Here is a 26,895-nt window from a genome sequence, read left to right on the forward strand (position 1 = left end):
CCATGAAGGGGCATTCAATCACCATGCAGCTCCTCCCGGAATGATGCTCTTCATAATAAAGATCATGATGGGTGCTCATATGAACGGGCACGGAGAACCACTTATTCCACGCGGAAGAATGCATGCTGACCCTCCTTTACTACCTTGCCGCCGGCTTCGCAGAGATCGGAGGCTGCTTCGCCTTCTGGGGATGGGCAAGGCTTGGAAAACCGATCTGGTGGTTGCTCCCAGGTATGCTAAGCCTCGCGTTTTTCGCGCTCATCCTCACCCGGATCGACAGCGACAGCGCCGGTCGGGCCTATGCTGCCTATGGTGGCGTTTATATCACGGCGTCACTTGTCTGGATGCGTGTGTTCGAAGGGCGTACCCCAGACCGTTGGGAACTGGCAGGGGCAGTCATATGCCTGGGTGGCGCTGCCCTGATTCTCTGGGGCCCTCGCTCGACATGAAACGCGACATGGGCCATTGACCAGCGTTCTGAATACCGGAGATCTGTCGTGTTCCAGCCTCTCTATCAGCGTATGCTCACCCTGGCGGCTTCGCCTCATGCGGGATGGTGGCTGTTTGCCGTCGCTTTTGCCGAGGCCTCGTTCTTTCCGATTCCTGTCGACCTGATGCTGATCCCGATGATCCTGGCGGCCCGTGAGCGTGCTTTCAGACTTGCGGCCATCTGCACGGTTGGATCCGTCACCGGGGCGATGCTCGGCTGGGTGATCGGCGCCATGCTGCTTCAGCACGTCGCGCTACCCATCGTTCATTTCTATCATGCCGAGCATACACTGGCCGTCATGCAGGAGAAGTTCCGCCAGTATGGTGTGGCCATCATCCTGCTCAAGGGGCTGACACCCATCCCCTTCAAGATCGTCACCATCGCGGCAGGTGCAGCGCATTTCGCAATCCTGCCATTTATCGCTGCCAGTCTGGTCACACGCGGGGCGCGCTTCTTTCTGGTGGCGACCCTGCTCTGGTTCTACGGTGCACCTATCCGCGATTTCATCGAACGCCGCCTGACCCTCGTTCTCGCAGGCTTTCTCTTTCTCATCATCGCTGGCATTCTGGCTGTCACCCTTCTGTAGACCGAATGAGGATTGCCGCCATGCCCAACCAGATTGCCGTCGTCACAGGCGCCGGAGCCGGTATCGGGCGGGCCACCGTGCGTATGCTGGCGTCCTATGGCTTCGACATTGCCCTGATTGGTCGAAACGAACAGAGGCTTCAGGACGCCGCTCAGGAACTCGAGGCAAGCGCGGTGCGCACCCTCACCCTGCAGGTGGATGTGTCAGACGCTGCAGCGCTCGCCCAGGCAGCCGAGCAGGTCGAGCGCGACCTTGGTCCGATCACGGTCTGGATCAACGCAGCGGGCGTTACCGCCATCGGCCCGGTGCTGTCGCTTGATGAGGCCACATTGCGCCGCGTGACCGATGTAACCTATCTCGGCTCCGTTTTTGGCACGCAGGCAGCGCTGGCCTGCATGCGCCGCCGTGGCAGCGGCACGATCGTCAATCTGGGTCTGGCGCACCCGCTGCGCGGCCTGCCCCTGCAATCTGCCGTCAATGGCGCTCATGCGGCAATCAGCGCCTTTTGCGACAGTGTCCGCCCCGAAATCCGCGCACTTTCCGATCGCATCGACCTGACGGTCGTGCATCTGCCCTCCATCAACACGACAAGACTGGGCTGGAGCCGCAACCTCTCGGGTCATACCCTCAAGCCAGTCGGGCGCATCTACGAGCCCGAGATTGCAGCCCACGCGATCTGTCAGGCCGTCTTGGGCCATCATCGTGACATCTGGGTGGGGGCATCATCCATTCTGCCAAGCCTGATCAACGGGCTTGCCCCTTCGCTGCGCGACCGCTTTCTGGCGCGCAAGGGTTTCAAGGCACAATTTGGCGCCGGCGCGCCGGAAGACGCACCGGACTCCTTTGTGGAGAGCGTCGAGGGCGCTTACGCAGCGCACGGCCCCTATGAGGGAATTCCGCTCCGCGAACAGGGTCGCAAGCCGCTGTTGCTGACAATTCCGCGGCGTATCGGTCTGGGTGCGTCCCTGCTGGGTCTGGCCGGGATCGTGGCCTTGTGGCGCGCTGCACGGGGCAAGAACTGACGCCATGCCCCGTCTTCTGAAAGCCTTGACCCCCTGATTGTCAGCAAACTGACAATCAGGGTTGTCACGCCTAGCTCGGTCGGCGGCTGATATTGGTCGACATGATCGCACGATGCTGCTTGAGGCCATTGACCAGCTTCTCGGCGTCCTCCGGCCCGAACACCAACCCGACCGGCCCGAATGCCGGGTGCTGAAAGGCCAGCGTCGAGCCCTCGGTCAGGGCATCGATCTGAAGCGCCCAGTTCGTGCTGTAAACCGGCAGGAATGGCGCATTGCCGATGGGGGGCTGAGCCTGCCCGGCCGTCATGGCAAAACGTACCCGTCCGAGGCTGGCAATCAATTGGCTCAGCTGGTCCAGGGTCAGGTCGATTTCCCCTTCCAGACCGCTCCCTTCAAGAAAGCGCAGCGTCGCTCCTGTGCCATCATCTTTCTGCACAACCTGCATTCTCGCACCCATGTCGTGATCGTCCTCTTTCCGGGTTTTCAGATCAGTTTAGTGGCGTATGAATCCATCCGGCCTCGGCCCACCAACCATGGTGACGCAGGCTGACAACAGCGCGCTTCGCCTCAGGCAGATCTTCATATAGCCCGAAACAGGTCGCGCCCGAACCGCTCATGCGTGAAAAGAGACAGGATTCGGTGTTGGCGAGGGCTGCCAGCACATCACCGATAACCGGGTAGAGCGCAATGGCCGGGGGTTGCAGGTCATTTGATGTGGCTGCCAGCGCGGCGCACATGGCATGCACATCCTCCCAGCGCACGGGCAGACTGGCTGGCGGTCGAAACCCTGCGCCTGATTCCTTCCATGCCTTGAATACGGCGGGCGTCGGCACGGCAATACCGGGATTGACCAGCACCATGGCACAACGCGGCAAGACCGGCGCAGCTACCAGCGTCTCGCCAATACCCTGCATGCGCTGTGTTTTCTGAGCCAGACAGACAGGCACATCAGCCCCCAGGCCGGCCGCAATCGTGGCGAGATCAGCCGATTCACACGACCATGCCTGAGAGAGAAGGCGAAGTGCGGCAGCAGCGTCAGCCGAGCCACCGCCAATGCCCGAAGCGACAGGCAGATTTTTGGTCAGGCGCATATGCCAGTCCGGGGTCGCGGCAGGCACCGCGGCAGCTTCGCGCAGGGCCGCGGCGGCACGGAGCACCAGATTATCCGGACCGGCATCCAGCCCGGCCCCGAAGGGCCCATCAATAACAAGACGGCCTTTTTCACCGGGTAAAGCCGGTGCCTCCAGAACCAGATGATCGGCCGTGTCTGCAAAAACGGCCAGCGAATCCAGCTCATGGTAACCGTTTTCACGTCGACCCGTGACATGGAGAAACAGGTTGATCTTCGCGCGGGCGCTGGAGTGATCGGGAGTCATGCCGTCTGGGCTCATGGTCTGTCTCATCGTGACGGGGGAATGGGCCGACCACGCAAAACAGGCAGATCAGGCCCATTGGCGAGCGCAGCCTCGATCAGGGCCTTTGTTTCCGGCTCGGGCTTGTTGTTGAGCGCCTGGCTCCACTGGTCGCGCGCTTCGAGCTGGCGCCCCTGATACCAGTAGGCCACGCCCAGATGATACGCGATCTCGGGGTCGCCCGGCGCGGCATTGACGGCGGAAAGCAGAAGAGGAAGCGCCTGCGCCAGATCACCATTCTGCTTGAGAAGCGCCCAGGCATAGCTGTCACGTATCTCCGCGTCATCCGGCGCGAGGTCCATGGCGTGACGAAGCAGCCTGAGCGCCTGCTCCGGTCGCTCGCCATGAAGCACATCGGAGTAACCCGCATAATTGAGGAGCATTGGCTCCGAAGGTGCAAGCGCAAGCGCCCGGTCGAGATCGGCCTGCGCCTTGTCGCGCCTGCCCATATGATCCCACGCCATCGCGCGCCCAAGCAGCAACGGCCAGACCCGCGCCTCCATGACGCTGACATGATTGAGCGCCCGCGTATAGGTATCCACCGCAGCCTGATACGCACCAAGCTGGTCCTGCGTGGCACCTAGTTCGTTGAGGATATCGGGGTTATCGGGATTGGCCCTGGCCACACGCTCAAGCGCCCGCAAGGCTGCTTTCAGGTCATGCCGTTTGAGGGCGATCTGGGCCTGTGCGTGATCTGACAGAGGGGCCAGCGGATCATCATCTGCCACATGGTCGAGTGCTGTCTGGGCCAGGTCGGCCTGACCATCGTTGCGAAGTTCCTCGGCCAGAAGAATCTTCGCCAGGGTCAGATCCGGCCGGAGCAGCAAGGCCTGACGCAGGAGCAGGATCTTGAGTTGCCGGATATCCTTCAGCTTGTCATCATTCTGATCGCCCTGATCGGCGGGGCTCGCAGCCCCCTCCTCATTGCGGTCACGGCTGTTGGTGTCACCCAGAAGGGTGGTGATACCAACATAGAACTCTGCCAGGCCCTGGGAGGGGTCAAATCCGGTGCCGAGTTCCTGCGGGCGCAGCCGGTCAGCCACAAGCTGGAACGCAGGCAGTACCCCACCAACCTGCTGCAGTCTTTTAAGCGCAGCGTCACGGTGGTGCCTGAAGGCTAGCCAATCCGCCTCGAACTGCATCGTCTGCACCCGCAAAAGGGGGGGCATGGATCCGGCGCTGGCATCCAGACGAGCAAACAGCCCATCGGTGCGGGCCTGGTTGCGCAGCGAGGCGATACGCGCCTCTTGCAGCAAGGCGAGATAGGCCACCGGGTCAAGCGAGGCCATGGGTTGTGCGAGACGATTGGCATCATCCTGCGTGGGGGAGGCCCCATACTGGCACCAGTCCAGCAATCCCTGTCCAGCCAAACGCAGGAAACCCTGTGAGGCCTTGCTGTGCAGAGAAAAATAGGCTGCCGCGTCTTTCCACTGCCTGTCGCGGAAGGCTGCGCTCCCCATCACGATGCGTGAAAGGCTCTCCTTTGGCAGAAGGCGCGCCAGCGTCAGAGCGTGACCGGCAGCTTCATCCCCCGCATCCATGGCGTTGTAGCGCAGGGCCATGAGCATGAAATCCGGCTCGCGATAGCCGTGCATCACGGCACCGAACAATGCCTGGGCCGCATCGGGAATATTATTGCGCTGAACCGATACGATACTACCCAGCAGGCTACCTGTGAGCGACCAGGCCGGGGCGGCGGCCTCCCGCAGCTGAAAGGCTCCGGCCTGATGGTCACGTGCCGACGGGACTGCCTCAGCCGCATGAGGGGCAGCACCCGGCACCATCGCGAGGGGCAAGGCTGTCAGACTGGCGAGAAGAACGCGCCGGAGCGGAGAGTGCTTGGTTTGCATCGTCCGGCAATCTAGACTGAACGCGAGCAGACACCAAACTGATAAGATATGATGCCCCTTTCCCTGTCCGGTCAGGACCAGTCCGAAATTCTTGCCTTGCTGGAGCTCTACCGGGAGTGGGGGGTGGATTGCCTTCTGGATGAGACCCCGCCCCAAAGGCTCGATCGTCCCGCCTCGCTCACAGCACGACCGTCAGGACGCACCGCCGCTGGGGGTAATAGCCGCGCGGGTGACCGTGCGCATGGCGGTGCACAAGGCAGTGCTGCGACGGCGATCACAGCACGCGCCGCACCGGTCGATCCTGAAACGGCGCGCCTGTGGGGCGTGGAGGCCTTTCCGGAGTGCGCCCTGTCACGCACCGCCTCAACCAGTGTCCGGCCCCATATCGTGCCCGACGCAAAACTGATGATCATTGGCGATGCGCCCGATGCTGATGAAGACCGGTCGGGCGATGTGTTTGCCGGAGAGACAGGCAAACTGCTCGACATGATCCTGCCCAGCATCGGGCTTGAACGCCGTACGCTTTCGCAAGCACCTGCCCTTCCCTGGCGTCCGCCGGGCGGGCGTGCTGTCTCGACCATTGAAGGCCGGGAATGTCGTGCCCTGCTCAATGCGGTCATTGCTCGTGCTCGGCCGGAGCGACTGATTCTCCTTGGACCGACCCCTCTGCGCATTCTCGTTGATGAACAGGCGAGCGTGGCACGCTCACGAGGCGCGTGGATTACCTTGCGACTCGACAGTGGGCATGACGTTCAGGCGCTCGTTCTGCAGCACCCCCAGCAGATGATTGCGAGTGCCCGTGCCCGCCGGGAGATGTGGAAAGACCTTGTTTTCATGGCAGAAAGCCTCGACGCTGCGGGCTGACACGGACGGTTGCAAAGCCTTAATAAAAAAAATTGATTTTTGCCCGGAAAAACGCGGTTTTTGGCCTCTATCCCTCTGGTAGAATTCAGCAAACGATCTTAGAATAGCGAACTCCTTTGGTGTGACCTTTTGGCCACTCTTGCTTCGAGGCGCAAGAGGGGCTACGAGCATCCCCACCATGCGAGGAATTTCTTATTTCGCGTCGAGTAATAGCGCCCGTGCTTTCATGCTGTGCGCGATGCTTGTGGCGGGAGCGACGTTCAACCCGCTTCGTGCCCAGGAAAGCAAACCGACGCTTAACCCTGCCGATCATGACAATGCCCAGAGTGAGGAAACGGCGTTTGCTACGCCGCGATCCTACACGCCTGGGGGTTCGAATGGTCTTCCCCATCCCCTTACCGCGTCAGATGCCGCGCTGCTGAAAGAGGCGTTCCGCGCCCAGCGTGCCGGTGATTTCGAGACCGCCATTGCCCGTTCCCGTGCTGCCCATGATGGCATCCTGATGGGTGACCTTCTGGCAGAGCGCTATCTCAACCCAGCCTATCACCCACAGCCGGTACAACTTCGCCTGTGGCTCAAGACCTTTTCGAGCCTTGCCGATGCAGGTGCCATACAGAGCCTGCTGGTCTCACTCAGCCCCAAGGGCAGCGTAACCCTGCAGAATTTCCCAACGTCTCTCGCCCCTTCGGATACCGCGTCAAACGCAACGACGGGGACGACAGACCCGCTCTCTCACCTTCTCAACCGTAATCCCCTGCTGGACCGTACCGTGAGCGAGCGTGTTTCCTGGGGGCTCAAGGGTGGTCAGAGCGCCGTCAAACTCATTGACTCCACCCCGGGCATGACGCCGCTCTATGCGGCGCAGCTCAAGGCGGAAGTCGCTCTGGGCATGTTGAGTGCCGGTGAAACCGGCTTTGCCCTGCAGACGGCCCGGAAAGGGTTTGCCCAGAGCGAAAGCCAGCTTGGCTATGCCGGTTATGTGGCTGGCCTTGCGGCCTGGCGTCAGGGCGAACTGAGCGATGCGGCCCAGCTTTTCGAGCAGGCCTCACGCGCCAGGACGACCAATAACGACATTCGCGCTGCCAGCGCCTACTGGGCGGCTCGCGTGCATCGTCATCTGCCGGGCCCTGCCACTCTGGCAACGTCGTGGTTGCAGCGCGCGGCGGCTGAACCCGGCACATTCTATGGCATCCTGGCGAGACAATCCCTTGGGCTGCATCATGCTGGCAAGATCGCTGCCAGCACAGAGGACGCCACGGCAGGAAATGCCACGGCGCTTCAGTCAGATGAGACCGCGCTCCAGAATCCGATCCCGGTAATGGGCGAAATCGATATCGATGCCGTAGCTGCCACACCGCAGGGACCGCGCTTGTTCGCCCTGCTTCAGATTGGCGAAACAGCCCGTGCGGAAGCCCTGCTGCGCCGTATGTGGCCCGACATCGTTTCCGATACCGCACTGTGTCATTCCGTGCAGCTGGTTGCCGCTGCGGCCGGACTGCATGACCTGTCAGAGCAGATTGCCACCATCCTTGGCTCACGCGACGGGCGTCCGGCCCATCTGGCCGGGTTCCCCACCCCGCAGCTTTCGCCACGTCACGGTTTCAAGATGGACCCGGCGCTCGTCTATGCCCTGACGCGTCTGGAATCGAATTTCGATCCGAAGGCGTCATCGAGTGCCGGCGCACATGGCCTGATGCAGATCCGCCCCCTGACGGCGAGCTTTGTGAGCGGCCCCAAACCCGCTCTCGACTCCCACGGCGTCGCAATTATCAACGTCCCGGCCGATATGGTCGGTCGCCTGCACAACCCGGCAGTCAATCTCGAAATCGGCCAGCTTTACGTTCAGTATCTGGCCGGCCTTTCGGAGCGTTCCGATACAGCACCCAAGGGCGGCGATCTGATCCACACCCTTGCCTCCTACAATGCCGGGCCGGGTGCGATCGCGCGCTGGGAAAGCGGCACGCCCCACGAGGCAGAGCTGGCCCATGATCCGCTTCTTTTCATGGAGCTTCTCCCCAACGGCGAGACGCGTGACTACGTCCATCACGCTTTTACCTATCTTTGGATCTATGCCGACAAGCTCGGCTTGCCTGCGCCGTCGCTCCATGCTCTGGCCCACGCCCAGTGGCCGGCCTTCGCCGAGGAACAGGAAATCGCCAGCGCACGGCCAGTGACCTATCACTGAAGGTCTAGGGTCGTCAGGCGTCTCCTGACCTCTACGACATTATGCCTGCCTCAGGCAGGTAAGCAGATCATGACGAGGGCGATGCTGAAGCACGGTGTCGCCCTCAGTCTTTTCCCAGCGTTTCCATTCTGATGATCCGCGCCCCAAGCGTCTCGAGAAAGAGGCTGTCATGGGACGAGAGCAGGATACAGGCCGACTGCGCTGTTTCTGCCAGCAGGGCCATCAGATAATCGCGTGAGGCTGCATCGAGCCCGTTGCCTGGCTCATCCATCAGCAATAGCTGCGGTGTGCCTATAAAAGCCGAGGCGATGAGCATCTTGCGCCGCGTTCCGAGCGACAGCGCGTCGTAGCGCTTGTCGAGATGCGGCGTGAGGCCGAACCCCTCGATCAGATCAGGCGAGACATCGGGCGCCTTACGTGCCCAAGCGCACAGGGCCATGAGGTCACGCCCGGTCATGAACGGATAGACCGCTCCTTCGTCCGGGACATAGGCAAGGCATGATTTTGCCGCGACGGACTGACGTGTGAGGTCATGGCCAGCGATCATCACACGGCCCTTCTGCGGTTTTGCGACCCCGGACAGACCACGAAGCAGGGTTGATTTCCCCGTACCGTTGCCACCCCAGAGCCCATGCAGACCCACACCCAGTGCGAAGGTCACCGAAGAGAATACGGGCCGACCCTTATAGGCCATCTCAAGGTCGGTGCAGAGCAGTCTGTCGGTCATGCAGAAGCCTCGAAGAGGATGACTGAAATCCATAGCGCAGAAAGGGCGAGCGCAGGCATGGGCCGCCAGCGTGGATCGATCGGGATGGTCGCTCTCAGCGCCGAAACCAGTAACAGATATGAGGCGAGCACGAGGAACGCGCCCAGCAGCGAGATCAGCCCATGCAGGGCGAGAGGCAGCAGACAGAGCAGCCCCGGGATCATAAACAGACCCACTACGAGACCAATATCGCTCCTGACCCAGAAGAACCGCGGCAGAGGCAAGGCCAGACAGAATGCCAAGGCCCGCTCATGCGCTTCGGCAAGCGCAGCGAAAGGCACCAGACTACCTTGCGCGATGAGCCCCATGGCCACGATCTCAACGGGTATGGAGCGGGAATCGTAATCAAAGCCATGCAGAAGCGCCCATACAGCAACCGGCAGGACCCAGACGATCAGCATGACACCGGGCGTCGTGTTGCCGCGCTCGATACAACACCGTATCTGGAGACGCAGGATCGGATTCAGGTGGCTCAGCCCTTTGAGGGAAAACAATGAAACCCGACGTGCCTTATGCCCTGTGCTGTTCCAGTCCCCCAGACGCGCACTCACGAGCAGACCCGCCCCGGCAATGAGAGCTGGCAAGGCGAGCATCGACAGGGCGACGCCAGACGCCTCCATACTGCTCACCATCGCAAGTGCCGCGTCGGCCATCAGGACGAAGAGCACCAGAACTGGCGCAGCTTCGATACGAGCGGCCTGCAGGAGGATGGTCAGCCCCGTAAAAACAAGGCCTCTCATTATATAGAGTAGAACAACCATCGGGGCCTTCAGACCGATCAGCACAAGGCCGACCGGTAGAGGCAGCAGCAGGGGAAGATCGAGCAGGGAGGCAAGCCCTGCGGCAATCGCCAGACGCTCGCTTAGTGTGATGGGCAGGCTGTCCAGATAGCCGCGCAAGGATCCGCCACGCAGGATCGGCCGCAGCCCCTCCACCCAAAGCAGGGCGCCGATCTGCGCAAAAACCAGTGCCCCGAGATGCAGGCCGATTGCCTTCGGAAAAACGCCCGGCGTGGCGAACAGGAAAACCATGAAATGCGCCGCCCGCAACAAAAGGGCGACGATTGGCAGGGCCGGGGAAAGGAAAACAATGACAAGCAGAACGAGCCAGCGCTGCATGAGACGCGCCTTGCCCGCATGCAGCAGGTAACACAGCCTCAGGCGGAAGAAGGCAGAAAGGCTATAAGGGGCAACAGCCATGCGCGTCGGAAGAGATTTCGCCGGATGGGAAGAAGGCGGTGTCGCGTGCTCCGTCGTCAAATTCTTCCCTCACGCCATCCAGAGGCCAGAGCGCTGCACTCAGCCTCAGTTTTCAGCCAGAACCTGACGGCTTGCCCGCACCTTGGTCACGCGGCGCTGCTCCATTTCGACCACCTCGAACAGCCAGCCTGCAAAAACCACCTTGTCACCCTTGGCAGGAACACGACGCAGCAGGGCGAGAATGGCCCCGGCCAGCGTATGATAGCTGCCCGCAGCCGGCAGATCGGGCAGATCCAGCACCGAGCGCACCTCATCGGCAGGCATGAAGCCATCAAGCACATATTCATCACGCTGCTGCGGATTCTCGCGCTCGGTCTTGTTCTTCTCGGCGCTTTCATCGCCCACGATCGCCTCGAAGATATCAGACGGTGTGACGATGCCCTCGAATGAGCCGTATTCATCCAGCACGAAAGCAATACCGAGACGCTCGCCGCGCATCCGCTCGATCATGTCTTGTGCCGTCAGGCTATCGGGCACAACGATGGGCTGGCGCAAAGCCGCCTCAATGGAAATCGGCAGACCCTGAAGCAGACGATCCATCAGGTCCTTCGCCAGCACCACACCCACAGGATGATCCACATCGCCCTCGCAGACGAGAATACGTGTGTAGGTGGACTGGCGTAGCTTCACGATCAGTGCATCGCGGCTTGCATGCCGGTCGACCCAGAACAACTCGTTACGCGGGGTCATGATGGCGCGCACAGGGCGATCAGCCAGACGAAGCAGGCGCTCGATCATGATGCGCTCTTCGGTCTCCAGCACTCCGGCCTGGGCACCTTCTGCCAGAATGGCGCGCAGTTCTTCCTCGGTAATAGCGGCGCGGGTTAGGCCACCCACTCCGAATACGCGCAGTACGAGATTCGATGTGCCGCTCAGCAGGGCCACAATCGGGCGTGAGATCGTGAGAAGAGTCGAGAGGATGAAGGAGAGTCGTGCCGCCATCTTCTCGGGCTGCTGCAATGCAAGCTGCTTGGGCACAAGTTCGCCGAACACCAGCATGGCGAAGGTGATGGCCATCACTACAATGCCGATCGACAACTCATTGGCGAAGGGCCGCAGCATGTCGCTGCGTCGTATCAGCAGGGCCAGATCCTCTTCGATCTGGCTGCCGCCGAAGGCCCCTTCGAGAATCGAGACGAGCGTCATGCCGATCTGCACAGTGGGCAGAAAGGCATGGGGTTCATCAGCCAGACGCAACGCCCGCTCTGCGCCACGCACCCCACGCTTGACCAGCGCCGCAAGCCGCGGCCGCTTGGCCGAGATCAGCGCCATTTCGCCCATGGCGAAAATGCTGTTCAGGGCAATGAGAAGACAGATGACCAGAATGGGGGTGAGCATGGGGCCCTTCGTTCAGAAAAAAGAAAAGGCGGACATACATAACGTATGTCCGCCCTTTCAGGATAAGGCGCTCATGCCTGTCTTGACCAGTATGCAGGGCATGGTTGCGCTGCCCTGTAGAGAATGGTCCGGACGCAACGCCCTTCAGTCAGCAGCGTCGGCAACCTCGACCGGCTTTTCCTCGGCCTTGTGGACGCGCACACGCGGGCCACGGGCCGGCTTGCGGGATTCGAGCAGGGTGACCTGTTCGGCCACCTGAGCCTCGTACTTGTATTCCGCCGGGCGCTGATTCTCGAGCGAGATCTCGGGGACCATCGGCTTTTCGGTCTCAGGGCCGAACAGCGCAACCTTCGCGATGTGCCAGGGGCGCTTGACTGCATCCATGACGGCTGTGGATTCGTAGCCTGAATGAACCATGCAATCGGCGCATTTTTCATAAGCGCCGGTGCCGTACTGCTCCCAGGCCGTATCGTCCATCAGTTCCTTGAACGTCTTGGCATAGCCTTCACCCAGCAGGTAGCAGGGACGCTGCCAGCCGAACACGGTGCGAAGCGGCTTGCCCCAGGGCGTGCAGTGATAGTTCTCGTTGCCAGCCAGGAAGTTCAGGAAGAGCGGCGACTGCGTGAAGCGCCACTTCTTGCCCTTGCCCAGACGGAAGATGTCGCGGAAGAGCTGCTTGGTCTTCTGACGGTTCAGGAAGTGCTCCTGATCGGGTGCACGCTCATAGGCGTAGCCCGGTGCCGTCATGACGCCATCGACGCCAAGCGCCATGACCTCATCGAAGAACCGTGCCACGCGCTCGGGCTGAGCACCGTCAAACAGCGTGCAGTTGATCGAAACGCGGAAACCGCGCTCCTTCGCCTTGCGAATGGCTGCGACCGCGCGCTCATACACGCCTTCCTGGCAGACGGACGAGTCGTGCATCGCCTTGTCGCCATCGAGATGGATATCCCACGAGAAGAACGGGTTCGGCTCGTAATCATCGAGCTTCTTCTCGAGCAGAAGGCCGTTCGTGCAGAGATAGACGTATTTCTTGCGCGCCGTCAGACCCTTGACGATCTCGGGCATCTCCTTGTGCAGGAGAGGCTCACCGCCGGCGATGGCGATGACGGGGGCGTCGGCTTCGGCGTCGGCATCCAGACACTCCTGCAGGCTGAGGCGCTGGTTCAGGATCTGGGCCGGATAATCGATCTTGCCGCAGCCCGCGCAGGCAAGGTTACAGCGAAACAGGGGTTCGAGCATCAGAACGAGCGGATAACGCTTGCGACCCAGAAGATGCTGCTTGACCACATAGCGCCCGACACGGACGGCCTGCATCAATGGAACGGCCATGTAACTCTATGCTCCTACACCAGGTGACGGGCTCTGGCAGCGCGAAAAAGCGCCACGATCCAGTCACTCAGACGTCATACGTTGAGACCCGTTGGCGTTGAGACCCGCCGGTTCTTGTGGATCCGAGAAAAAAGACACGGGATTAATGACAGGCGTGCCAGACCCGATACAAGACCTGAAACGAGACGAACGGGACGGTAAAACGTGGGCTATACACCGTCCCGCGGTCTCATCTCAACATCTGCGACGTTTCATTGCACGGGATGTGTCATTTTGGCGACATCATAGTGTCGTGGCTAACCAAATTTTAAGCTGAAACAGGTTGCGCAACACCAAACGATGCGCTCATTCCCTCCCGTCGTTACTGGAGAAGAGTGGCAAGATTGCACTTTTCGACATTATGTCGGACATATGCCCGTGTGGTCAGGCTTCTGATGACTTGTAATTGATATGAGCCATCCCAGTTTTCCGACTACGGATCCAGATATATGTCGATCCCGCCGAACGGGCCCGTCGCACGGGAAAGATTTTGAGGACGCAGCATGACACAGCTTTCCAGCACAATGACCAAAGCCACTTCAGGCAGCCGCCGCACAGGAACTGCGTCCCGTTACGCTGCCCTCGGTGTGCTGGCCCTACTCTCGGCACCGGTCGCCTCTGCTGCGCTGATCACGCCCGTTCTTGCCCAGACGACTGCCCCCTCATCTGCCGCGATTGCACCAATCAATGACCTGTATGCGGCCCTCGACCAGATCCAGGCGCCATCCAGCGGCACCAATGAGGCGCGCGCCCAGATCATGGCCCCCGTCATCGACAGGGTTTTCGACCTGTCGACTGTCCTGCACAACTCGATCGGCATGCGCTACACCACCCTCTCGGCCGATGAGCAGACGAAGCTTCTTGCCGCTTTTCGTCAGTTCACCATCGCGCGCTATGTGTCGAGCTTCAAAAAGGGAGGCAGCACCAAGTTCACGGTCAGCCCGACCACGCGTCCCGCACCCAGCGGCGGCAGCACCCTTGTCAACACCACCATTGGTGACGGCTCCGATACGGCCACAGCCATCAACTACGTCATGATGCCTTCGGGCGGTGGTTATCGCATTGTCGATATCCTGCTGAATGGCCACATCAGCCAGGTTGCAGCCCAGCGTGCCGATTTCAGCTCGACTCTCGCCCGTGGCGGTGCCGATGCCCTGGTGACTCTTTTGAACCGCAAAACCGCAAAGTTCATGAACAACTGAGATGCGCTGCCGGTCACCCGAGATGAAAAGCCCCGTCAGGGGCAGAGGTGTCGCGTGACCCATGTCCTGAACTGGGCCGGTGCTCTCGGCATGCTGGGCCATGCCTCAGCCTGCCTTGCCCTGGCGGGCTGCACCCAATCCGTTATCGGCGCCGGGCTGCTATCGGCCTTTCGTCGCAACGAACGCAAGATCCTTCAGCAAACGCCCGTTGACTCAAGTGCACAGGCACCAGTGACGGTGCTCAAGCCCCTCCACGGGGATGAGCCTCTGCTTGAGGAAGCGCTACGCAGCTTTTGCGAACAGGATTACGCCTCGTACCAGATCGTCTTTGGCGTTCAGCGCCATGATGACCCTGCGATTGCCATCGTGCGTCGCCTGCAACGGGATTACCCCGAGCTTGATCTGGACCTTGTGATTGATGGCACCACGCATGGGGCCAACCGCAAGGTTGCCAATCTGATCAACATGTATCCCTCGGCCAGACACGATATTCTGGTTGTGTCGGATTCAGACATCCACGTTCAGCGCAGTTATCTGCGCGATGTCGTTCAGACCCTTTCGGCACCGGAGATCGGGCTGGTCACCACACTCTATGCCGGTCTGGCCGCAACACGCAGCGTAGTGCGTCAATTTGCCGCCAGTCAGATCAACCACAATTTCATGCCGGGCGTCATGATGTCGCGCCTTCTGGGACGACAGGATTGCCTGGGCGCCACCATGGCCTTTACCCGGGCGACGCTTGATCGCATTGGCGGTCTGCAAGCACTGGCAGACCATGTGGCTGACGATGCCGTTCTCGGCCAGCTTGTCCGCGCTCACGGTCTGAAAATCGCGCTTGCTCCATGCCTGACATGGACGACGGTGGCCGAAGCCTCTGCACGCGACATGATCGATCATGAATTGCGCTGGGGCCGTACGGTCAAGAATGTCGAGCCCGTTGGCTATGGATTATCCGCCATACAGCTTCCCCTGTTCTGGGCAAGCGTCACGCTGGCCTGTTTCCAGGCCACGGTGTGGGCAGAAATGTTTTTTCTGGCCGTCTGGGTAATCCGCAGCGCCACGGCTTTTTTCATCGACCGGCTGGTGGGGCAATCAAGCCCGGCTGTTTATGCCCTCTTTCCCCTGCGTGAATGGCTCTCCGCTGGCATCATGGTGGGCAGCGCAAGAGGGCAGAAGGTGGAATGGCGCGGTCAGACGCTTCACATACGCCGCACTGTTCCCGTGACCCCACCCGTTCAACCGGTCGAGCCCGGCGATTAGACTTTTTGCTGTATCGGCCCCATATGCAGGGGCATTCGTCAGGCAATTCTGATTTTTTCACTCCCACGGGATCTTACGACCCGACCGTTATTACCGAGGAAGCCTTCATCATGATGCGCACGCTGTTCCTTCAGCCCCCCTCCTTTGATGGTTTCGATGGCGGCGCCGGGTCGCGCTATCAGGCCAAGCGCGAAATCCGTTCCTTCTGGTTCCCGACCTGGCTGGCCCAGCCTGCTGCCATGGTCGAAGGCTCGCGCCTGATCGACGCCCCCCCGGCCGGTATGGGCATGGAGCCGATCCTCAAGGACGTGATGAACCGCGACCTGGTGGTGATGCACACTTCAACCCCGTCTTTCGCTTCCGACGTCCGCGTGGCGCAGATGCTGAAAGATGCCAACCCCAAGCTGATGATCGGCATGGTCGGTGCCAAGGTTGCCGTGCAGCCGGACGAGTCGATGGCCAAGGGTAGCCCGATCGATTTCGTGGCGCGCAACGAGTTCGACTTCACGATCAAGGAAATTGCCGAGGGCCGCGACCTGAAGGATGTGGACGGCATCACCTGGCGCAACAAGGATGGCGAGATCATCGCCAATCGTGACCGCGCCATGATCGAGGACATGGACTCCCTCCCCTTCGTGACGGAAGTCTACAAGCGCGACCTGAAGATCGAGGACTACTTCATCGGGTATCTGATGCACCCGTACATCTCGATCTATACGGGCCGTGGCTGCAAATCACGCTGCACCTTCTGCCTGTGGCCGCAGACGGTGGGCGGCCATCGCTACCGCACGCGCAGCCCTGAGCACGTGGCGGCCGAAATCCGCCTTGCCAAGCAGTATTTCCCGCAGGTGAAGGAGTTCATGTTCGATGATGACACCTTCACCGATGACCTGCCCCGTGCAGAGGCCATTGCGCGCGAAATGGGTAAGCTTGGCGTCACCTGGTCGTGCAACGCCAAGGCGAACGTGCCCTATGAAACGCTCAAGATCATGAAGGAAAACGGGCTTCGCCTGCTTCTGGTCGGTTATGAAAGCGGCAACCAGCAGATCCTTCACAACATCAAGAAGGGTATGCGCGTTGAAGTGGCGCGCGAGTTCACCAAGAACTGCCACAAGCTGGGCATCAAGATCCACGGCACCTTTATCGTCGGCCTGCCTGGCGAGACGAAGGAGACCATTCAGGAAACCATCCAGTTTGCCCGCGAGATCAACCCGCACACGCTGCAGGTTTCGCTGGCAGCCCCCTATCCCGGCACCGCACTGCACAAGCAGGCCACCGAGAATGGCTGGTTCAACGAAGCGGAGGCCGAGCTGATCGACGAGAATGGCGTGCAGATTGCCCCGCTGCATTACCCGCATCTGTCGCACACCGAGATCTTCAACTCGGTTGAGGAATTCTACCGCAAGTTCTACTTCCGCGCGCCGAAGATCGCCTCGATCGTCAACGAGATGGTCCGCAGCCCGCAGATGATGAAGCGTCGCCTCCGTGAAGGCGTGGAGTTCTTCCAGTTCCTCAAGGGCCGCAACGCCGCCTGATCACTCAGGCGTCGTTTACTCCCATGCGTCGTCTGATTATCTCGGCCGATGATTTCGGCCTGAGTGAAGAGGTCAACGAGGCCATCGAGATTGCCCATCGTGACGGGTTGCTCTCGACGGCCAGCCTCATGGTTTGCGGCCCGGCCAGCATGGATGCCGTGCGCCGGGCCAGGCGCCTGCCCAATCTGCGGGTCGGGCTGCATCTGGTGGTGATCGAGGGCGATACCGCCCTGCCCGGTGCCACCATACCGGCCATCGCCACCCCTGATGACCGTTTCGGCACGAGCCAGTTCGGCCTTGGCGTCTCCTATTTCTTCCGCCCTGCCGCGCGCCGGGCGCTCTCCCGCGAGATCGAGGCGCAGTTTCGGGCTTTTCTGGCGTCAGGGCTCACCCTCGATCATGCCAATGCCCACAAGCACATGCATCTGCATCCCACCGTGGGACGGCTTCTGATCGAGGCCGGGCAGCATTACGGCCTGCGCCATGTCCGGACACCCTGCGAGCCTCCCGCGCCACTGGCAGCGGCAGAAACACATTTCGATTCACTTGGTGCTGCGGCCCTGCGACGCTGGTGCAATGTCCTGCGCCATCAGATTGCCCGCGCCGGAATGACCACCAACGATCATTGCTTCGGACTGGCCTGGAGCGGGCAGATGCGCGCCGGGCGCGTGGCGGGGCTGATCCCCCATCTGCCCGAGGGACTGTCGGAACTCTATTTTCATCCGGCCCTGAGCCAGAATGAACTGTTGCACCGCCTCATGCCGGATTACGACCAGAGCGGCGAGTTCGATGCGCTTGTGAGCCCGGAGCTTCGCCAGGCTGTGCACTCAGCCAATATCAGGCTGAGTGACTGGTCGGGACAAACGCTGAACGCGGCCTGAGCCGGTCGCGTCTGCGCCAGAGCGGGCTGCGGTGCCCGCCTTACCGACCGCCCCTTCCGTAAAGCCGATCCAGCTCCCCGGAAAGGGCGGAACGTTTCAGAGGGCGGAATCCACCCAGGCCTTCAGGGCGCTCTTGGGCAGGGCGCCGGTCTTCTGGGCGACAACTTCACCATTCTTGAAGACCATGAGCGTCGGGATGCTGCGAACGCCAAAGCGCGTCGGAGCCTCGGGGTTCTCGTCGATATTGATCTTGGCAACCGTCAGACGGCCCTTGTACTCACCACCGATCTCGTCGAGCGCAGGGGCGATCATCTTGCAGGGGCCGCACCATTCTGCCCAGAAATCGACCAGCACGGGGCCTTCGGCCTGCAGCACGTCCTTGTCAAACCCGCTGTCGCTGACAGCAACGGTGTTCTCGCTCATCTTGTTCTCCATTACAGCTGCGAGCCATTACAGGCCCACCTGAATGGGACATATCAGCAGTTCGGCCGCAGCCTTCAAGAGCTAGTGAAGGCTCAGACGCAGCATTTGGAGAAACACAAACCTTCGGCAGACGTTTTATCCAATAACGTCATAACGTTACTGGAGATTTCCTCTTGGCCAAACAATCTGCTTTTCAAAAGCTCTGGGTGGGGATGCTCTGCAGCACCAGCGTGCTTGCCGCTATCCCGTCCGCCATGGCGCAGCCAGCACCAACCCAGCCCTTCGCCCCGCTCAGCGCCCCGGCGACCCACCGGATCCTGCCTGGCAAGATCGTTTTCTCCATGCTGGTGACCCCTGATCTGACCAAGGCGCAGGTGTTTTACTCCCGGCTTTTTGGCTGGAGCTTCCGTGCCGTCGGCGATGGCAGGACGCCGCGGGTCGAGATCCTGTCAGGTACTCAGCCCATAGGTACGATGGTGGCCCACGCCCTGCGCCATCCTGACCGCGATACCCCATTCTGGATGCCTTTCATCTCGACCTCCGATACTGCGACAGTGGCGCGTGTGACGCGGCAGCAGGGAGGCAAGGTGCTATTCGGGCCGCGCCAGATTGATGGTCTTGGCCAGACGGTGATCGTTTCCGACCCGCAGCATGGCATTTACGCAGCACTCAGCGCCCTGGCGGGCGATCCCGCCGACCAGCCCGGAAGCCCTGCGCTCAACAGCTGGTCCTGGGCCACGTTGCTGGCCCCGAACCCCGGACAGGAGGCGGGATATTACCAGCTTCTGTTCAATTACAAGGTCATGGCAGCACCTGAAGCCGATAACGGAAGCCATTACATCATCGCCTCGCAGGACAAGGAACGCGCGAGCCTCAATACCCTGCCCGATGGTATGACGCAGAAGGACCGTGCCCGGTGGGTACAGTTTGTCCAGGTTCAGGACACGGCGGATGCCGCCAACCGGGCGACTGCGCTTGGAGGTCAGGTCATCGTACCGCCTCATGTCGATCGGGATGGCGCCATTGTTGCCGTACTCGCCGATCCCTCTGGCGCTGTGTTCGGCGTCATCGAGGCCCAGAAGGACATGCTCGAAATGGGGGCTCCCCAATGAAGAAACGCTCTGCCTGTTTTGCTCTTCTGGCCCTCTGCACCCTCGGCCTGAGCGGCTGCGGCTACGATGATTATTATGGTGGTGATTATTACGGCTATCCGGGCGGCTGGAACCGTCATGGCTGGAACAGTGGCTACTCGGTCGGCCCGCACTACACTGGCCGTGGCTGGGGCGGACCCGGCTATCGCCGCAATTACGACCGTCGCGACAACCGTCACGACAACCGTCACGACAACAATCGGGATCGTCGGGACAACCACCGTAATGACTGGCGTCGTCATTAACCGGGTCTGAAATCCATCACCCTTCCGTGCTGCGGATCAGGCTGCCCAAGCCCCCGCCCCCTCAGCACGGACGGCCCCCTCATGATGAGGCATGTGGGGGAATGAAGCTGATGGTCGGGCCTTCGGTCCATACCAGCGCCATGACGAGTTCATGATCGGGGTAGATCTGCTTCAGCACCGCGCCATAGGCTTCCATCTGCCGTCGATAGGCGGCGGGTATGGCCTGACCAGGCCGAGGCGGGTTCTGCCCCGTCTTGTAATCGCACAGCATGATCTGACTGTCGCTCACGCACAGGCGATCCACCTGCCCCAGCACCACCTGACCGAAAGCCACGCCGGTAACCGGCTGCTCCGAAAGACTGCCCGGGCCGAAAAGCGGTGCCAGCGCCTTGTCGGTGAGTATGGCCAGCACCTGCCCGACAAGACGTGTCACATCGTCAGGCAACAGATCATGCGACGGATGAGAGAGCCAGGCATGGGCCAGATCCCGCCACTCCGCTTCCGGCCTGTCAGGCAACCACTGCAGCAGGCGATGAACCAGTGTGCCGCGATCGATCGCACGGGCCCGCCTGTTTTCACGCCCGGACACCAGCCTGAGGGGCGAAAGGGCGGGCGGCGCGGCGCCATACTGCGCATTATCGGGGCGGCTCGGAGCCAGGGGGCGTGTCAGAGGTGATTCCTGGGGGGCAGCCAAAGCATGCCATTCCGGTGCCTGACCGAAGATGGCCGGCATGGCGTCCGGCACGACCGGTGAGACTGCTTTGGCCGTGCGGGCCTGTTCAGCAGGTGCTGCTTCGATAATCAGGGTCTCCCCCTCCCAACCGCCCTCAAACGGTGCGGGAACGGCAGCGAGCGACTGGAATCCGGCCTCACATAATGCATACCATGACGTTTCAGCAGGCTTCTTCCTTGGCTCCCAACCGCACACCACCAGCCAGTCACTGGCGCGTGTCAGCGCCACATAAAGCAGACGGTTACGCTCAGCCTGGGCTGCGGCCTTCTCCTCGGCCTTGAGCCTGTCACCCAGATCAGACGCCAGTTCCTTGCCGGGCATCCAGACTGGCAGATCAAGCCCGTTCTGATGTGTCCAGAGCAGCTTTTTCTCACCCTGCACATCACCGGTCATATCGGGCAGCACCACCAGACGGGCCTGCAACCCCTTGGAGCCATGCACCGTCATGATGCGCACGGCATCGATCTCGGCCTCCGCTTCACGCTTGACGGTCAGGCTGCTTGACGCCAACCAGTGCAGAAAGCCCTGCATGGACGGGGCGTGCAGCGCCTCAAAGCGCAAGGCGGCGGAAAGCAGATCATCAAGCGGTTCGGCGGCTTCAGGACCGAGACGGGCGAGAGCCCTTGCGCGGCCCTCATGACGGCCCAGCGCATCGGCGAGAATCTGATAGGGCGTGGCAAAATCGATTCGGGTCTGTAGCGCTGACAGACGCTCCCAGGCGCTCTGCCATTCCGGACGCTCACGATGGCGCTCCCGCAGGGCTGTCCAGAGCGGTATTTCACCTCGCTCCATCGCCAGATCCATCAGCGAATGGTCACTGACACCCCCGAATGGGGAGGTCAGCACGGCAGCCAGGGTGAGATTGTCCTGAGGCAGAAGCAGGGCATGACAGAGCGCCATCATATCCTGCACCGCCAGCGAGTCCGTCAGCCCGACCCCGACAAGTGTCGCAACCTCCACCCCCTGTCCCTTGAGGGCACGGATCAGGGCACGCAGGAAGGATGAGCGACGTGGCACCAGAACCAGCACCTCACCGGCCCGCAGCGGCGTCTGACCGGGCTGGGGCGGTTTGCCAATCTGGGCGGCAATCCACTGGGCAAGATGGTCGGCCAGCTTCTGGGGTGCGCGGCTTTGCCCCGCATTGCCTGTCGGCGCGGCCCAGGGGTCGTCGATGCCGTCCTTCTCATCCTTTGGCACGAGCGGCCACAGCTCGACGCGCCCCCCCTGACCGGGGCGGGCAGAGCGATGGGGCGGCAGGGTATCGCGCCCCGGCTCGCGCAGTCCGTCTGCGGCGAGTGGGTTGGTAAAGACGGCATCGACCAGATCGAGAACCGGGGCAACCGAGCGAAATGAGACCCCGATTTCGGGCGTACGCCATTCCTGCGCGGCACCGATGACCATGTCACGAAAGCGGTCTCGCGCACGGAACAATCCCTGTGGATCGGCCCCCTGGAAGGCATAGATGGACTGCTTGAAGTCACCCACGGCAAAAACCGTTCGGGGCCGCCCTTCCATGTCGCGGGCGCTTTCACCCACGAAGAATTCCTCGATCAGGGCTGTGGCAATTTCCCATTGCGCGGCAGACGTATCCTGCACTTCGTCCAGCAGCAGGTGGTCAAGTCCGCCATCGAGCTTGTAGAGCACCCATGATGCGCCCGGGTCGCGCAGCAGATCGCGGGTGCTGGCAATCAGATCGTCATAATCGACCAGCCCACGGAGCGTCTTGTCCTGTGCGTAGCGTTCGAGCGTGGGGGCCGCCAGCGCAAAGAGGGCCAGATTGAGCGCGATCAGACGCTGGACAGCAATGCTGCGCCCCAGCGCAATCTGTCGCTCGGCCTCGCGGGTAAACGCCTCCATGATATGGGGGCGATCCCGGTTGATGGCAGCGGGCACGAAGCCCCTGGCAGCGCGGGGTGTGCCGGTACCGGTGACGAAAACTGCATACCAGTCCTCTGCATCCCGTTCCTGCGGTGTGCGGGACAGGGCATCCAGCATCCGGCCCAGCATGGCCTGCATGGGCGGTGTACCAAGGGGGAGCGCCTCCTGGGCGCAACGCCGCAGCGTCGCCTCGTCAGGTAAGGCCGTGCGCTGGGCCAGAAGCTCGTCAAGACTTTCCTCACCGGCATCGAAAGCGCGCCGATAGGCCCGCTCGATGCGCCCCGGCTCGATCTGCCATCGGGCAAAACTCTGACGCAGCCGCGCCGCACGTCCCTGAAGCGCCCTGATGCGATCGAGATAGTCTTCAAGCCCGACCTGCCCGGCCAGCAGGGAGAGCCTTTGTTCCATGATGGGGTCGCGGGCGGCCCGTGAGAGCGTCTGCTCGATGGCATTGGCCAGAGCAAGACCGGAATCCGTCTCTTCCATCAGGGTGAAATGCGGGTTGATTGCAGCTTCCAGCGGGAAACGACGCAGCAATGACTGACAGAAAGCGTGGATCGTGCCGATCTTCATGCCGCCGGGCAGATCAAGCACCCGCACGAAAAGCGCGCGTGCCGCCTGACGCGTCTCGGGGGAAACGGGTACGCTCAACGCGTGCAATTCACCATCGAGTGCCGCATCGGGTAGCGACACCCAGCGCCCGAGGCGGGACTGCAGGCGATTGGCCATTTCGGCGGCTGCCGCCCGCGTGAAGGTCAGACACTGGATGCGGGCAGGGTCGCAGCCGGGCAGGAGCACGGGGGAGCCTGTTTGCGGGTCGGCCACCAGAACAGGCAGCATGAGCCGCAACAGGCGGTCGATCAGAAGCTTCGTCTTGCCACTGCCTGCTGAGGCCGAGACAAAAACCGAAGCCAGCGGGTCGGACGCCAGACGCTGGATGTCATTGGCCGATGCAATAATCTGGGCATTGCCTGGTGGAGCATTGTGCGCCGGGGCGTTACTTGCCGGGATCTGGCTCATTCTCCGCCCTCCTCACGCGCCGCACTCCATTCCGACACACGCGCCAGATGGGCGTAATCGCTGTAGCGCGGCACATAATCGGGGTGCGGGTGTGAGCGATACGCTGTTGCCGGGTTATCGAAAGCCTCGATGCGTCGGCGCAACCTGTCGAGGGATGTCTCGACCAGATCGGCCAGATCCTCCGGTTTGCGCGGTACCGAAAGTTCCTCACCGCGATTCCGATCGCCGGTCAATCGCCAGTAAAGCAAAGAGGCTGTCTCCGCGGGCGGCAGGCCGGCAAAACCACCAAGGCGCAGCATGGCGGCTTCCAGCACAAGTTGCGAGCTCCACCCGGCTTCCACATCGCTCACCTTTGGCAGGCTGCCTGTCTTGTAATCGATGATGGTCGCGCGCCCGTCCGATCCGATCTCGATCCGGTCAGCGCGTGCATTGAGTTTGAAGGGTGCATAGGGCGGCGTCAGGGTCAGGGTGCCTTTCTGCTCCGTACTGATCCGGGCCGGTTTCTCTCGCCCGGCCTCACGCTCGCAGACCCAATCGGCAATACGTATCAGGCGCGGGCGCCACCAGGCTGCAAGAGCTGGCCGAAGGTCTCGCCCCTCCATCGCCTTGAGCAACGCTGCATGAAGCGCCCTGCCCCCGTTTTGCCCTGCGGCCAGCCAGGCATCGATGCCGTCATGCACCACCACACCGATATCCGAGCGATCCGCTGCCTCTTCCAGAGCAGGCAGGGCTCTCAGGCCCAGGACATGACGGGCATAGATCGCATAAGGGTCACGCAGCCACAGATCGATTTCCGTTACCGAAAGCCGCCTCGGCCTGCGGGCCACAGGCGGACGCGGTTCAGGCGGCGGCACCGGACGGGCTGCCCCTTGCGGCTGGTCCAGACGGGCCTGCCAGAAAAGGGCCGGATGGCTGGGCAGGTTTTGCCCGCGTCCTTCAAGCAGGGCATCGAGCCGCACAAGCCAACGTGCCGGAACGGCAGGTGCCCCATCGCGTCGCGATGCGCTCGACAGGACAATTTCCTCACCCGACAGAAACGCTGTAGTGAAATCATGCGCAGCCGTGCCCACCAGTCGTTCTGGCGAAGGCAGGCCTGCGCGCGTGCGCATCGGGCGGCTGAGCCACGGGCCGGGATCGGTGGCAGGCGGCCATATCCCCTCATTGAGCCCACCCAGAATGACAAGATTGGCAAACTGCAACCGGGCCTCAAGCACACCCAGTATCGAGATACGGGGGTGAAGGGCTTCGCCATCGCGCCCCTGCAACACGCGCTGGCCAAACACCATCTGCCCCGCCATCGAGGCGAGCAGGAAGGCAGGCATGCCCGCCAGACCCTGCGGCGGCAGAACGGCACCATGAGTCATCAGGCTGGCGACATGGCGCGACAGGGCATGGCCCTCTGCCCCAAGCCAGAGGCGCTCTTCACCCGGCTGATCCTGTGTCGTGGCCAGCGCCTCTGCTGCACGAACGAGCAAGGTGAGCAGATCCGGCAGGGGAAGATCCCCACATTCCAGAAGCGGCGACATCGCCTCCGAAAGCCGTTCCAGAAAATCCGATAGTGGCTCGGCCTGATCGGGGCTGTCCGCCGTTTCTGCCGCGCTCTGGTCCTGCTTCTGCAGCGCAAGGCGCAATCCAGCCATGCCAGGTGGTGGCGCAGGACCGCGCAGCACCAATCGCTCGAGGCGACGCGCCGTGGCACGACAATTACCCGGTGTGCTGCCCAGCGCGACAAGCGGATGCTTCAGCAGCGCCAGCAGGGCAACGGGGGCCAGATTGGCAACAGCCGCTTCAGCCACAAGGCGCAGCAGGATGGAAGCAGGCGCGAGCGCCAGCGCCTCGCCTGCGCTGTCATCCGCCACAATGCCGTAACGGAGCAGTTCCGTTGCCACCCGACGCGCCAGAGCGCGGTCAGGCGTTACCAGTGAAGCCGTCCGACCAGGAGTCTCGACCGCATGACGCAGGATCATGGCGAGACTGGCGGCCTCCTGCTGCTGGTCATCGGCATCGACACGCGTGATGCCGGCCAGTGGCAGGGGGGTCGTACTTTCTCCCCAGGCCGAAAGGCCTTCCATCGGGCGCATGAACAGGCTGGTCAGGGCCGCACGTGCTTGAAGGGCCTGTGAGGCGGCCTTGTCCGCATTGGGCGGGAGGTCATCCCAGAGCGCGATGGTTTCACGGGAAACACCCAGATCGCTGACCAGACGTCGGAATCCGGATTGCGGATGGCTCTCCGGCAATGTGTCCCACAGCGTTTCCGGCAGATCGAGATCCACACCGGGCAGAATGACACAGCCTTGGGGCGCATCGAGCACTGCACGCAGGATGGCACAGACGGCAAACATGCCATCGGTGAATCCGACAGCCCAGAGCGGCCCCTGAGGCGGGGCATCGCGCCAGCGCGCCGCCTGCGCCTGCAGGACCGCCACCTGCCGTGCGACCGGGTTCATCAACCCGGTTTCCTGCAGCCATTGCGGCCAGGCCTCGGTGACGATGTGCAGAAACTGCAGCGTTTTATGCCAGTGATCGGCAAAACGTGGCTCGGCGGCATCGGGTAGACGCTCGCGCAGATCGACGCCAACGCGTTCGGCATCATCCATCAGCTCTGCAAGGGCAGAGGCCAGCGGCCAGGCCTGCTCGAGAGTCAGGTCAGCACTGAATACGCCCCTGGCCTGAAGCACCAGCGCTGCCAGAACCGACAGGCGGCGCAGCTTGTCCACCGCAGGCGGGAAGGAAAACGCCTCGGCTCCCGAAAGCGCCAGATCCTCCTCGTTCACATCACCAACCGGCACGATGCGGGGTAGCAGCGCCGCCTTGCCATCCAGAGAGCGCAAAAACGCCTCGGTGAGATTACGGGCGGCGCGTCGGCTCGGCACGAGAATGAGCGCATTATCGGCCTCCTGCCGCGCCGGTCCGGCCAGCCAGCGACGCGCGACATCGTCGAGAAAGGAGCGGTCGGGTGGAATCGTCGCCAGTGTCACAGCCGGTCGTCCCACCCCGTGACCTGCGCCCGCCTCTCTGTATCCCCCGGCCCCGGCAAAAGGGTCAGATGCAGGGCGTGCGAAGGAAGCTCGTCACCCGCGCGCTCGGGCCACTCCACCAGCATGATTCCTTCCTGAACCTCGTCCCAGCCCAGTTCGAACAGGGCATCAGGTCCGTCCAGGCGCCAGAGGTCGAAATGCGCCACTATGGCCTTGGGCAATTCATAGATCTGCACCAGAGAGAATGTCGGGCTCGGCACTTCAAGCGAAGGATCATCCGCCAGCGCACGCAGGAAAGCTCGGGCAAAGACGCTCTTGCCCATACCCATCTCGCCATGCAGCGCAATCACATCCCCCGGCCGCGACAACTCTGCCAGACGGACAGCAAGGGCTTCGGTGGCGGGCTGATCGGGGAGGTCGATTTGGCTCATACTTACAGTGTAGAG

Annotated in this window: 22 protein-coding genes; 11 read left to right on the plus strand and 11 right to left on the minus strand. The window is 61.9% G+C overall.

Annotation, left to right across the window (positions count from 1 at the left end; all coding sequences use genetic code 11):
• The first annotated feature begins 122 nt into the window (after positions 1–122).
• From ED655_RS03130 to ED655_RS03140, 3 genes are read left to right on the plus strand one after another with little or no spacing between them, the layout of a single operon-like run.
• Positions 123–449 carry a YnfA family protein gene (locus ED655_RS03130; RefSeq protein WP_122048928.1) on the plus strand — a complete coding sequence of 109 codons (327 nt, stop codon included), beginning with the start codon at positions 123–125 and terminating at the stop codon, positions 447–449.
• 48 nt (positions 450–497) lie between these two features.
• Entirely contained in the window at positions 498–1,076 is a 579-nt protein-coding gene (locus ED655_RS03135) for a YqaA family protein (protein ID WP_122048929.1), read from the plus strand.
• A 20-nt stretch (positions 1,077–1,096) separates the two neighbouring features.
• Entirely contained in the window at positions 1,097–2,098 is a 1,002-nt protein-coding gene (locus tag ED655_RS03140; RefSeq protein WP_122048930.1) for an SDR family oxidoreductase, read from the plus strand.
• Between the two features lie 70 nt (positions 2,099–2,168).
• Here the strand turns inward: ED655_RS03140 and ED655_RS03145 are convergent, their stop codons facing one another.
• The 3 genes from ED655_RS03145 to ED655_RS03155 are packed head-to-tail and all read right to left on the minus strand — an operon-like array spanning position 2,169 to position 5,360.
• Positions 2,169–2,555, minus strand: a complete 387-nt coding sequence (locus ED655_RS03145; protein WP_122048931.1) for a hypothetical protein — start codon at positions 2,553–2,555, stop codon at positions 2,169–2,171.
• A gap of 31 nt (positions 2,556–2,586) precedes the next feature.
• Complete coding sequence (locus ED655_RS03150) at positions 2,587–3,489, minus strand: 4-(cytidine 5'-diphospho)-2-C-methyl-D-erythritol kinase (protein WP_122048932.1); 903 nt, start codon at positions 3,487–3,489, stop codon at positions 2,587–2,589.
• An 8-nt stretch (positions 3,490–3,497) separates the two neighbouring features.
• On the minus strand, positions 3,498–5,360 hold the full coding sequence (locus ED655_RS03155; protein ID WP_122048933.1) for a tetratricopeptide repeat protein: 1,863 nt from the start codon (positions 5,358–5,360) through the stop codon (positions 3,498–3,500).
• A 48-nt stretch (positions 5,361–5,408) separates the two neighbouring features.
• Here ED655_RS03155 and ED655_RS03160 point away from each other — a divergent pair, with 48 nt between their 5' ends.
• Both ED655_RS03160 and ED655_RS03165 read left to right on the plus strand, forming a co-directional pair.
• Positions 5,409–6,224 (plus strand): uracil-DNA glycosylase, encoded by an 816-nt coding sequence (locus ED655_RS03160; RefSeq protein ID WP_122048934.1) that lies wholly within the window; start codon positions 5,409–5,411, stop codon positions 6,222–6,224.
• Between the two features lie 178 nt (positions 6,225–6,402).
• Complete coding sequence (locus ED655_RS03165) at positions 6,403–8,409, plus strand: transglycosylase SLT domain-containing protein (RefSeq protein WP_122048935.1); 2,007 nt, start codon at positions 6,403–6,405, stop codon at positions 8,407–8,409.
• Between the two features lie 103 nt (positions 8,410–8,512).
• Here ED655_RS03165 and ED655_RS03170 read toward each other — a convergent pair whose 3' ends face one another.
• From ED655_RS03170 to hpnH, 4 genes are all read right to left on the minus strand, one after another.
• Positions 8,513–9,136 carry an ATP-binding cassette domain-containing protein gene (locus tag ED655_RS03170; protein WP_162993364.1) on the minus strand — a complete coding sequence of 208 codons (624 nt, stop codon included), beginning with the start codon at positions 9,134–9,136 and terminating at the stop codon, positions 8,513–8,515.
• Positions 9,133–10,434, minus strand: a complete 1,302-nt coding sequence (locus ED655_RS03175; RefSeq protein ID WP_162993365.1) for a hypothetical protein — start codon at positions 10,432–10,434, stop codon at positions 9,133–9,135. Before ED655_RS03175 ends, ED655_RS03170 begins: the two co-directional genes overlap by 4 nt.
• 45 nt (positions 10,435–10,479) lie before the next feature.
• Positions 10,480–11,772, minus strand: coding sequence for a hemolysin family protein (locus tag ED655_RS03180; protein ID WP_122048938.1), 1,293 nt, complete (start codon positions 11,770–11,772; stop codon positions 10,480–10,482).
• 144 nt (positions 11,773–11,916) lie between these two features.
• Complete coding sequence (gene hpnH / locus ED655_RS03185; RefSeq protein WP_062163765.1) at positions 11,917–13,104, minus strand: adenosyl-hopene transferase HpnH; 1,188 nt, start codon at positions 13,102–13,104, stop codon at positions 11,917–11,919.
• Positions 13,105–13,646: 542 nt separating this feature from the next.
• On the opposite strand from hpnH, the gene ED655_RS03190 reads away from it, so the two are divergent.
• The 4 genes from ED655_RS03190 to hpnK all read left to right on the plus strand — a co-directional run bounded on the left by ED655_RS03190 (position 13,647) and on the right by hpnK (position 18,021).
• Positions 13,647–14,345 carry an ABC transporter substrate-binding protein gene (locus tag ED655_RS03190; protein WP_240993464.1) on the plus strand — a complete coding sequence of 233 codons (699 nt, stop codon included), beginning with the start codon at positions 13,647–13,649 and terminating at the stop codon, positions 14,343–14,345.
• Positions 14,346–14,435: 90 nt separating this feature from the next.
• The gene (gene hpnI, locus ED655_RS03195) at positions 14,436–15,605 is read left to right on the plus strand and encodes a bacteriohopanetetrol glucosamine biosynthesis glycosyltransferase HpnI (RefSeq protein WP_122048984.1); all 1,170 of its coding nucleotides are present in this window, start codon (positions 14,436–14,438) and stop codon (positions 15,603–15,605) included.
• Positions 15,606–15,715: 110 nt separating this feature from the next.
• Positions 15,716–17,140, plus strand: a complete 1,425-nt coding sequence (hpnJ, locus tag ED655_RS03200; protein ID WP_023978797.1) for a hopanoid biosynthesis associated radical SAM protein HpnJ — start codon at positions 15,716–15,718, stop codon at positions 17,138–17,140.
• A gap of 23 nt (positions 17,141–17,163) precedes the next feature.
• Entirely contained in the window at positions 17,164–18,021 is an 858-nt protein-coding gene (hpnK, locus tag ED655_RS03205) for a hopanoid biosynthesis-associated protein HpnK (protein ID WP_122048940.1), read from the plus strand.
• Positions 18,022–18,117: 96 nt separating this feature from the next.
• On the opposite strand, the gene trxA is transcribed toward hpnK, so the two are convergent.
• Complete coding sequence (gene trxA / locus ED655_RS03210) at positions 18,118–18,444, minus strand: thioredoxin TrxA (RefSeq protein ID WP_031240847.1); 327 nt, start codon at positions 18,442–18,444, stop codon at positions 18,118–18,120.
• A 173-nt stretch (positions 18,445–18,617) separates the two neighbouring features.
• Between trxA and ED655_RS03215 the strand changes: the two genes are divergently transcribed.
• Both ED655_RS03215 and ED655_RS03220 read left to right on the plus strand, forming a co-directional pair.
• Complete coding sequence (locus ED655_RS03215; RefSeq protein ID WP_162993366.1) at positions 18,618–19,556, plus strand: VOC family protein; 939 nt, start codon at positions 18,618–18,620, stop codon at positions 19,554–19,556.
• Positions 19,553–19,840 (plus strand): hypothetical protein, encoded by a 288-nt coding sequence (locus tag ED655_RS03220; RefSeq protein WP_122048942.1) that lies wholly within the window; start codon positions 19,553–19,555, stop codon positions 19,838–19,840. The genes ED655_RS03215 and ED655_RS03220 overlap by 4 nt, the downstream gene beginning before the upstream one ends.
• Before the next feature lie 79 nt (positions 19,841–19,919).
• Here ED655_RS03220 and addA read toward each other — a convergent pair whose 3' ends face one another.
• From addA to tsaE, 3 genes are read right to left on the minus strand one after another with little or no spacing between them, the layout of a single operon-like run.
• Positions 19,920–23,471 carry a double-strand break repair helicase AddA gene (addA, locus tag ED655_RS03225; protein WP_122048943.1) on the minus strand — a complete coding sequence of 1,184 codons (3,552 nt, stop codon included), beginning with the start codon at positions 23,469–23,471 and terminating at the stop codon, positions 19,920–19,922.
• A complete protein-coding gene (addB, locus tag ED655_RS03230) occupies positions 23,468–26,449 on the minus strand; it encodes a double-strand break repair protein AddB (RefSeq protein ID WP_122048985.1) in 2,982 nt (993 codons plus the stop codon). Before addB ends, addA begins: the two co-directional genes overlap by 4 nt.
• Complete coding sequence (gene tsaE / locus ED655_RS03235) at positions 26,446–26,880, minus strand: tRNA (adenosine(37)-N6)-threonylcarbamoyltransferase complex ATPase subunit type 1 TsaE (protein ID WP_122048944.1); 435 nt, start codon at positions 26,878–26,880, stop codon at positions 26,446–26,448. The genes addB and tsaE overlap by 4 nt, the downstream gene beginning before the upstream one ends.
• Positions 26,881–26,895: the final 15 nt, after the last annotated feature.

The organism is Asaia bogorensis, assembly GCF_900465345.1.
In the GTDB taxonomy this organism is placed as follows: Bacteria; Pseudomonadota; Alphaproteobacteria; order Acetobacterales; family Acetobacteraceae; genus Asaia; species Asaia bogorensis_A.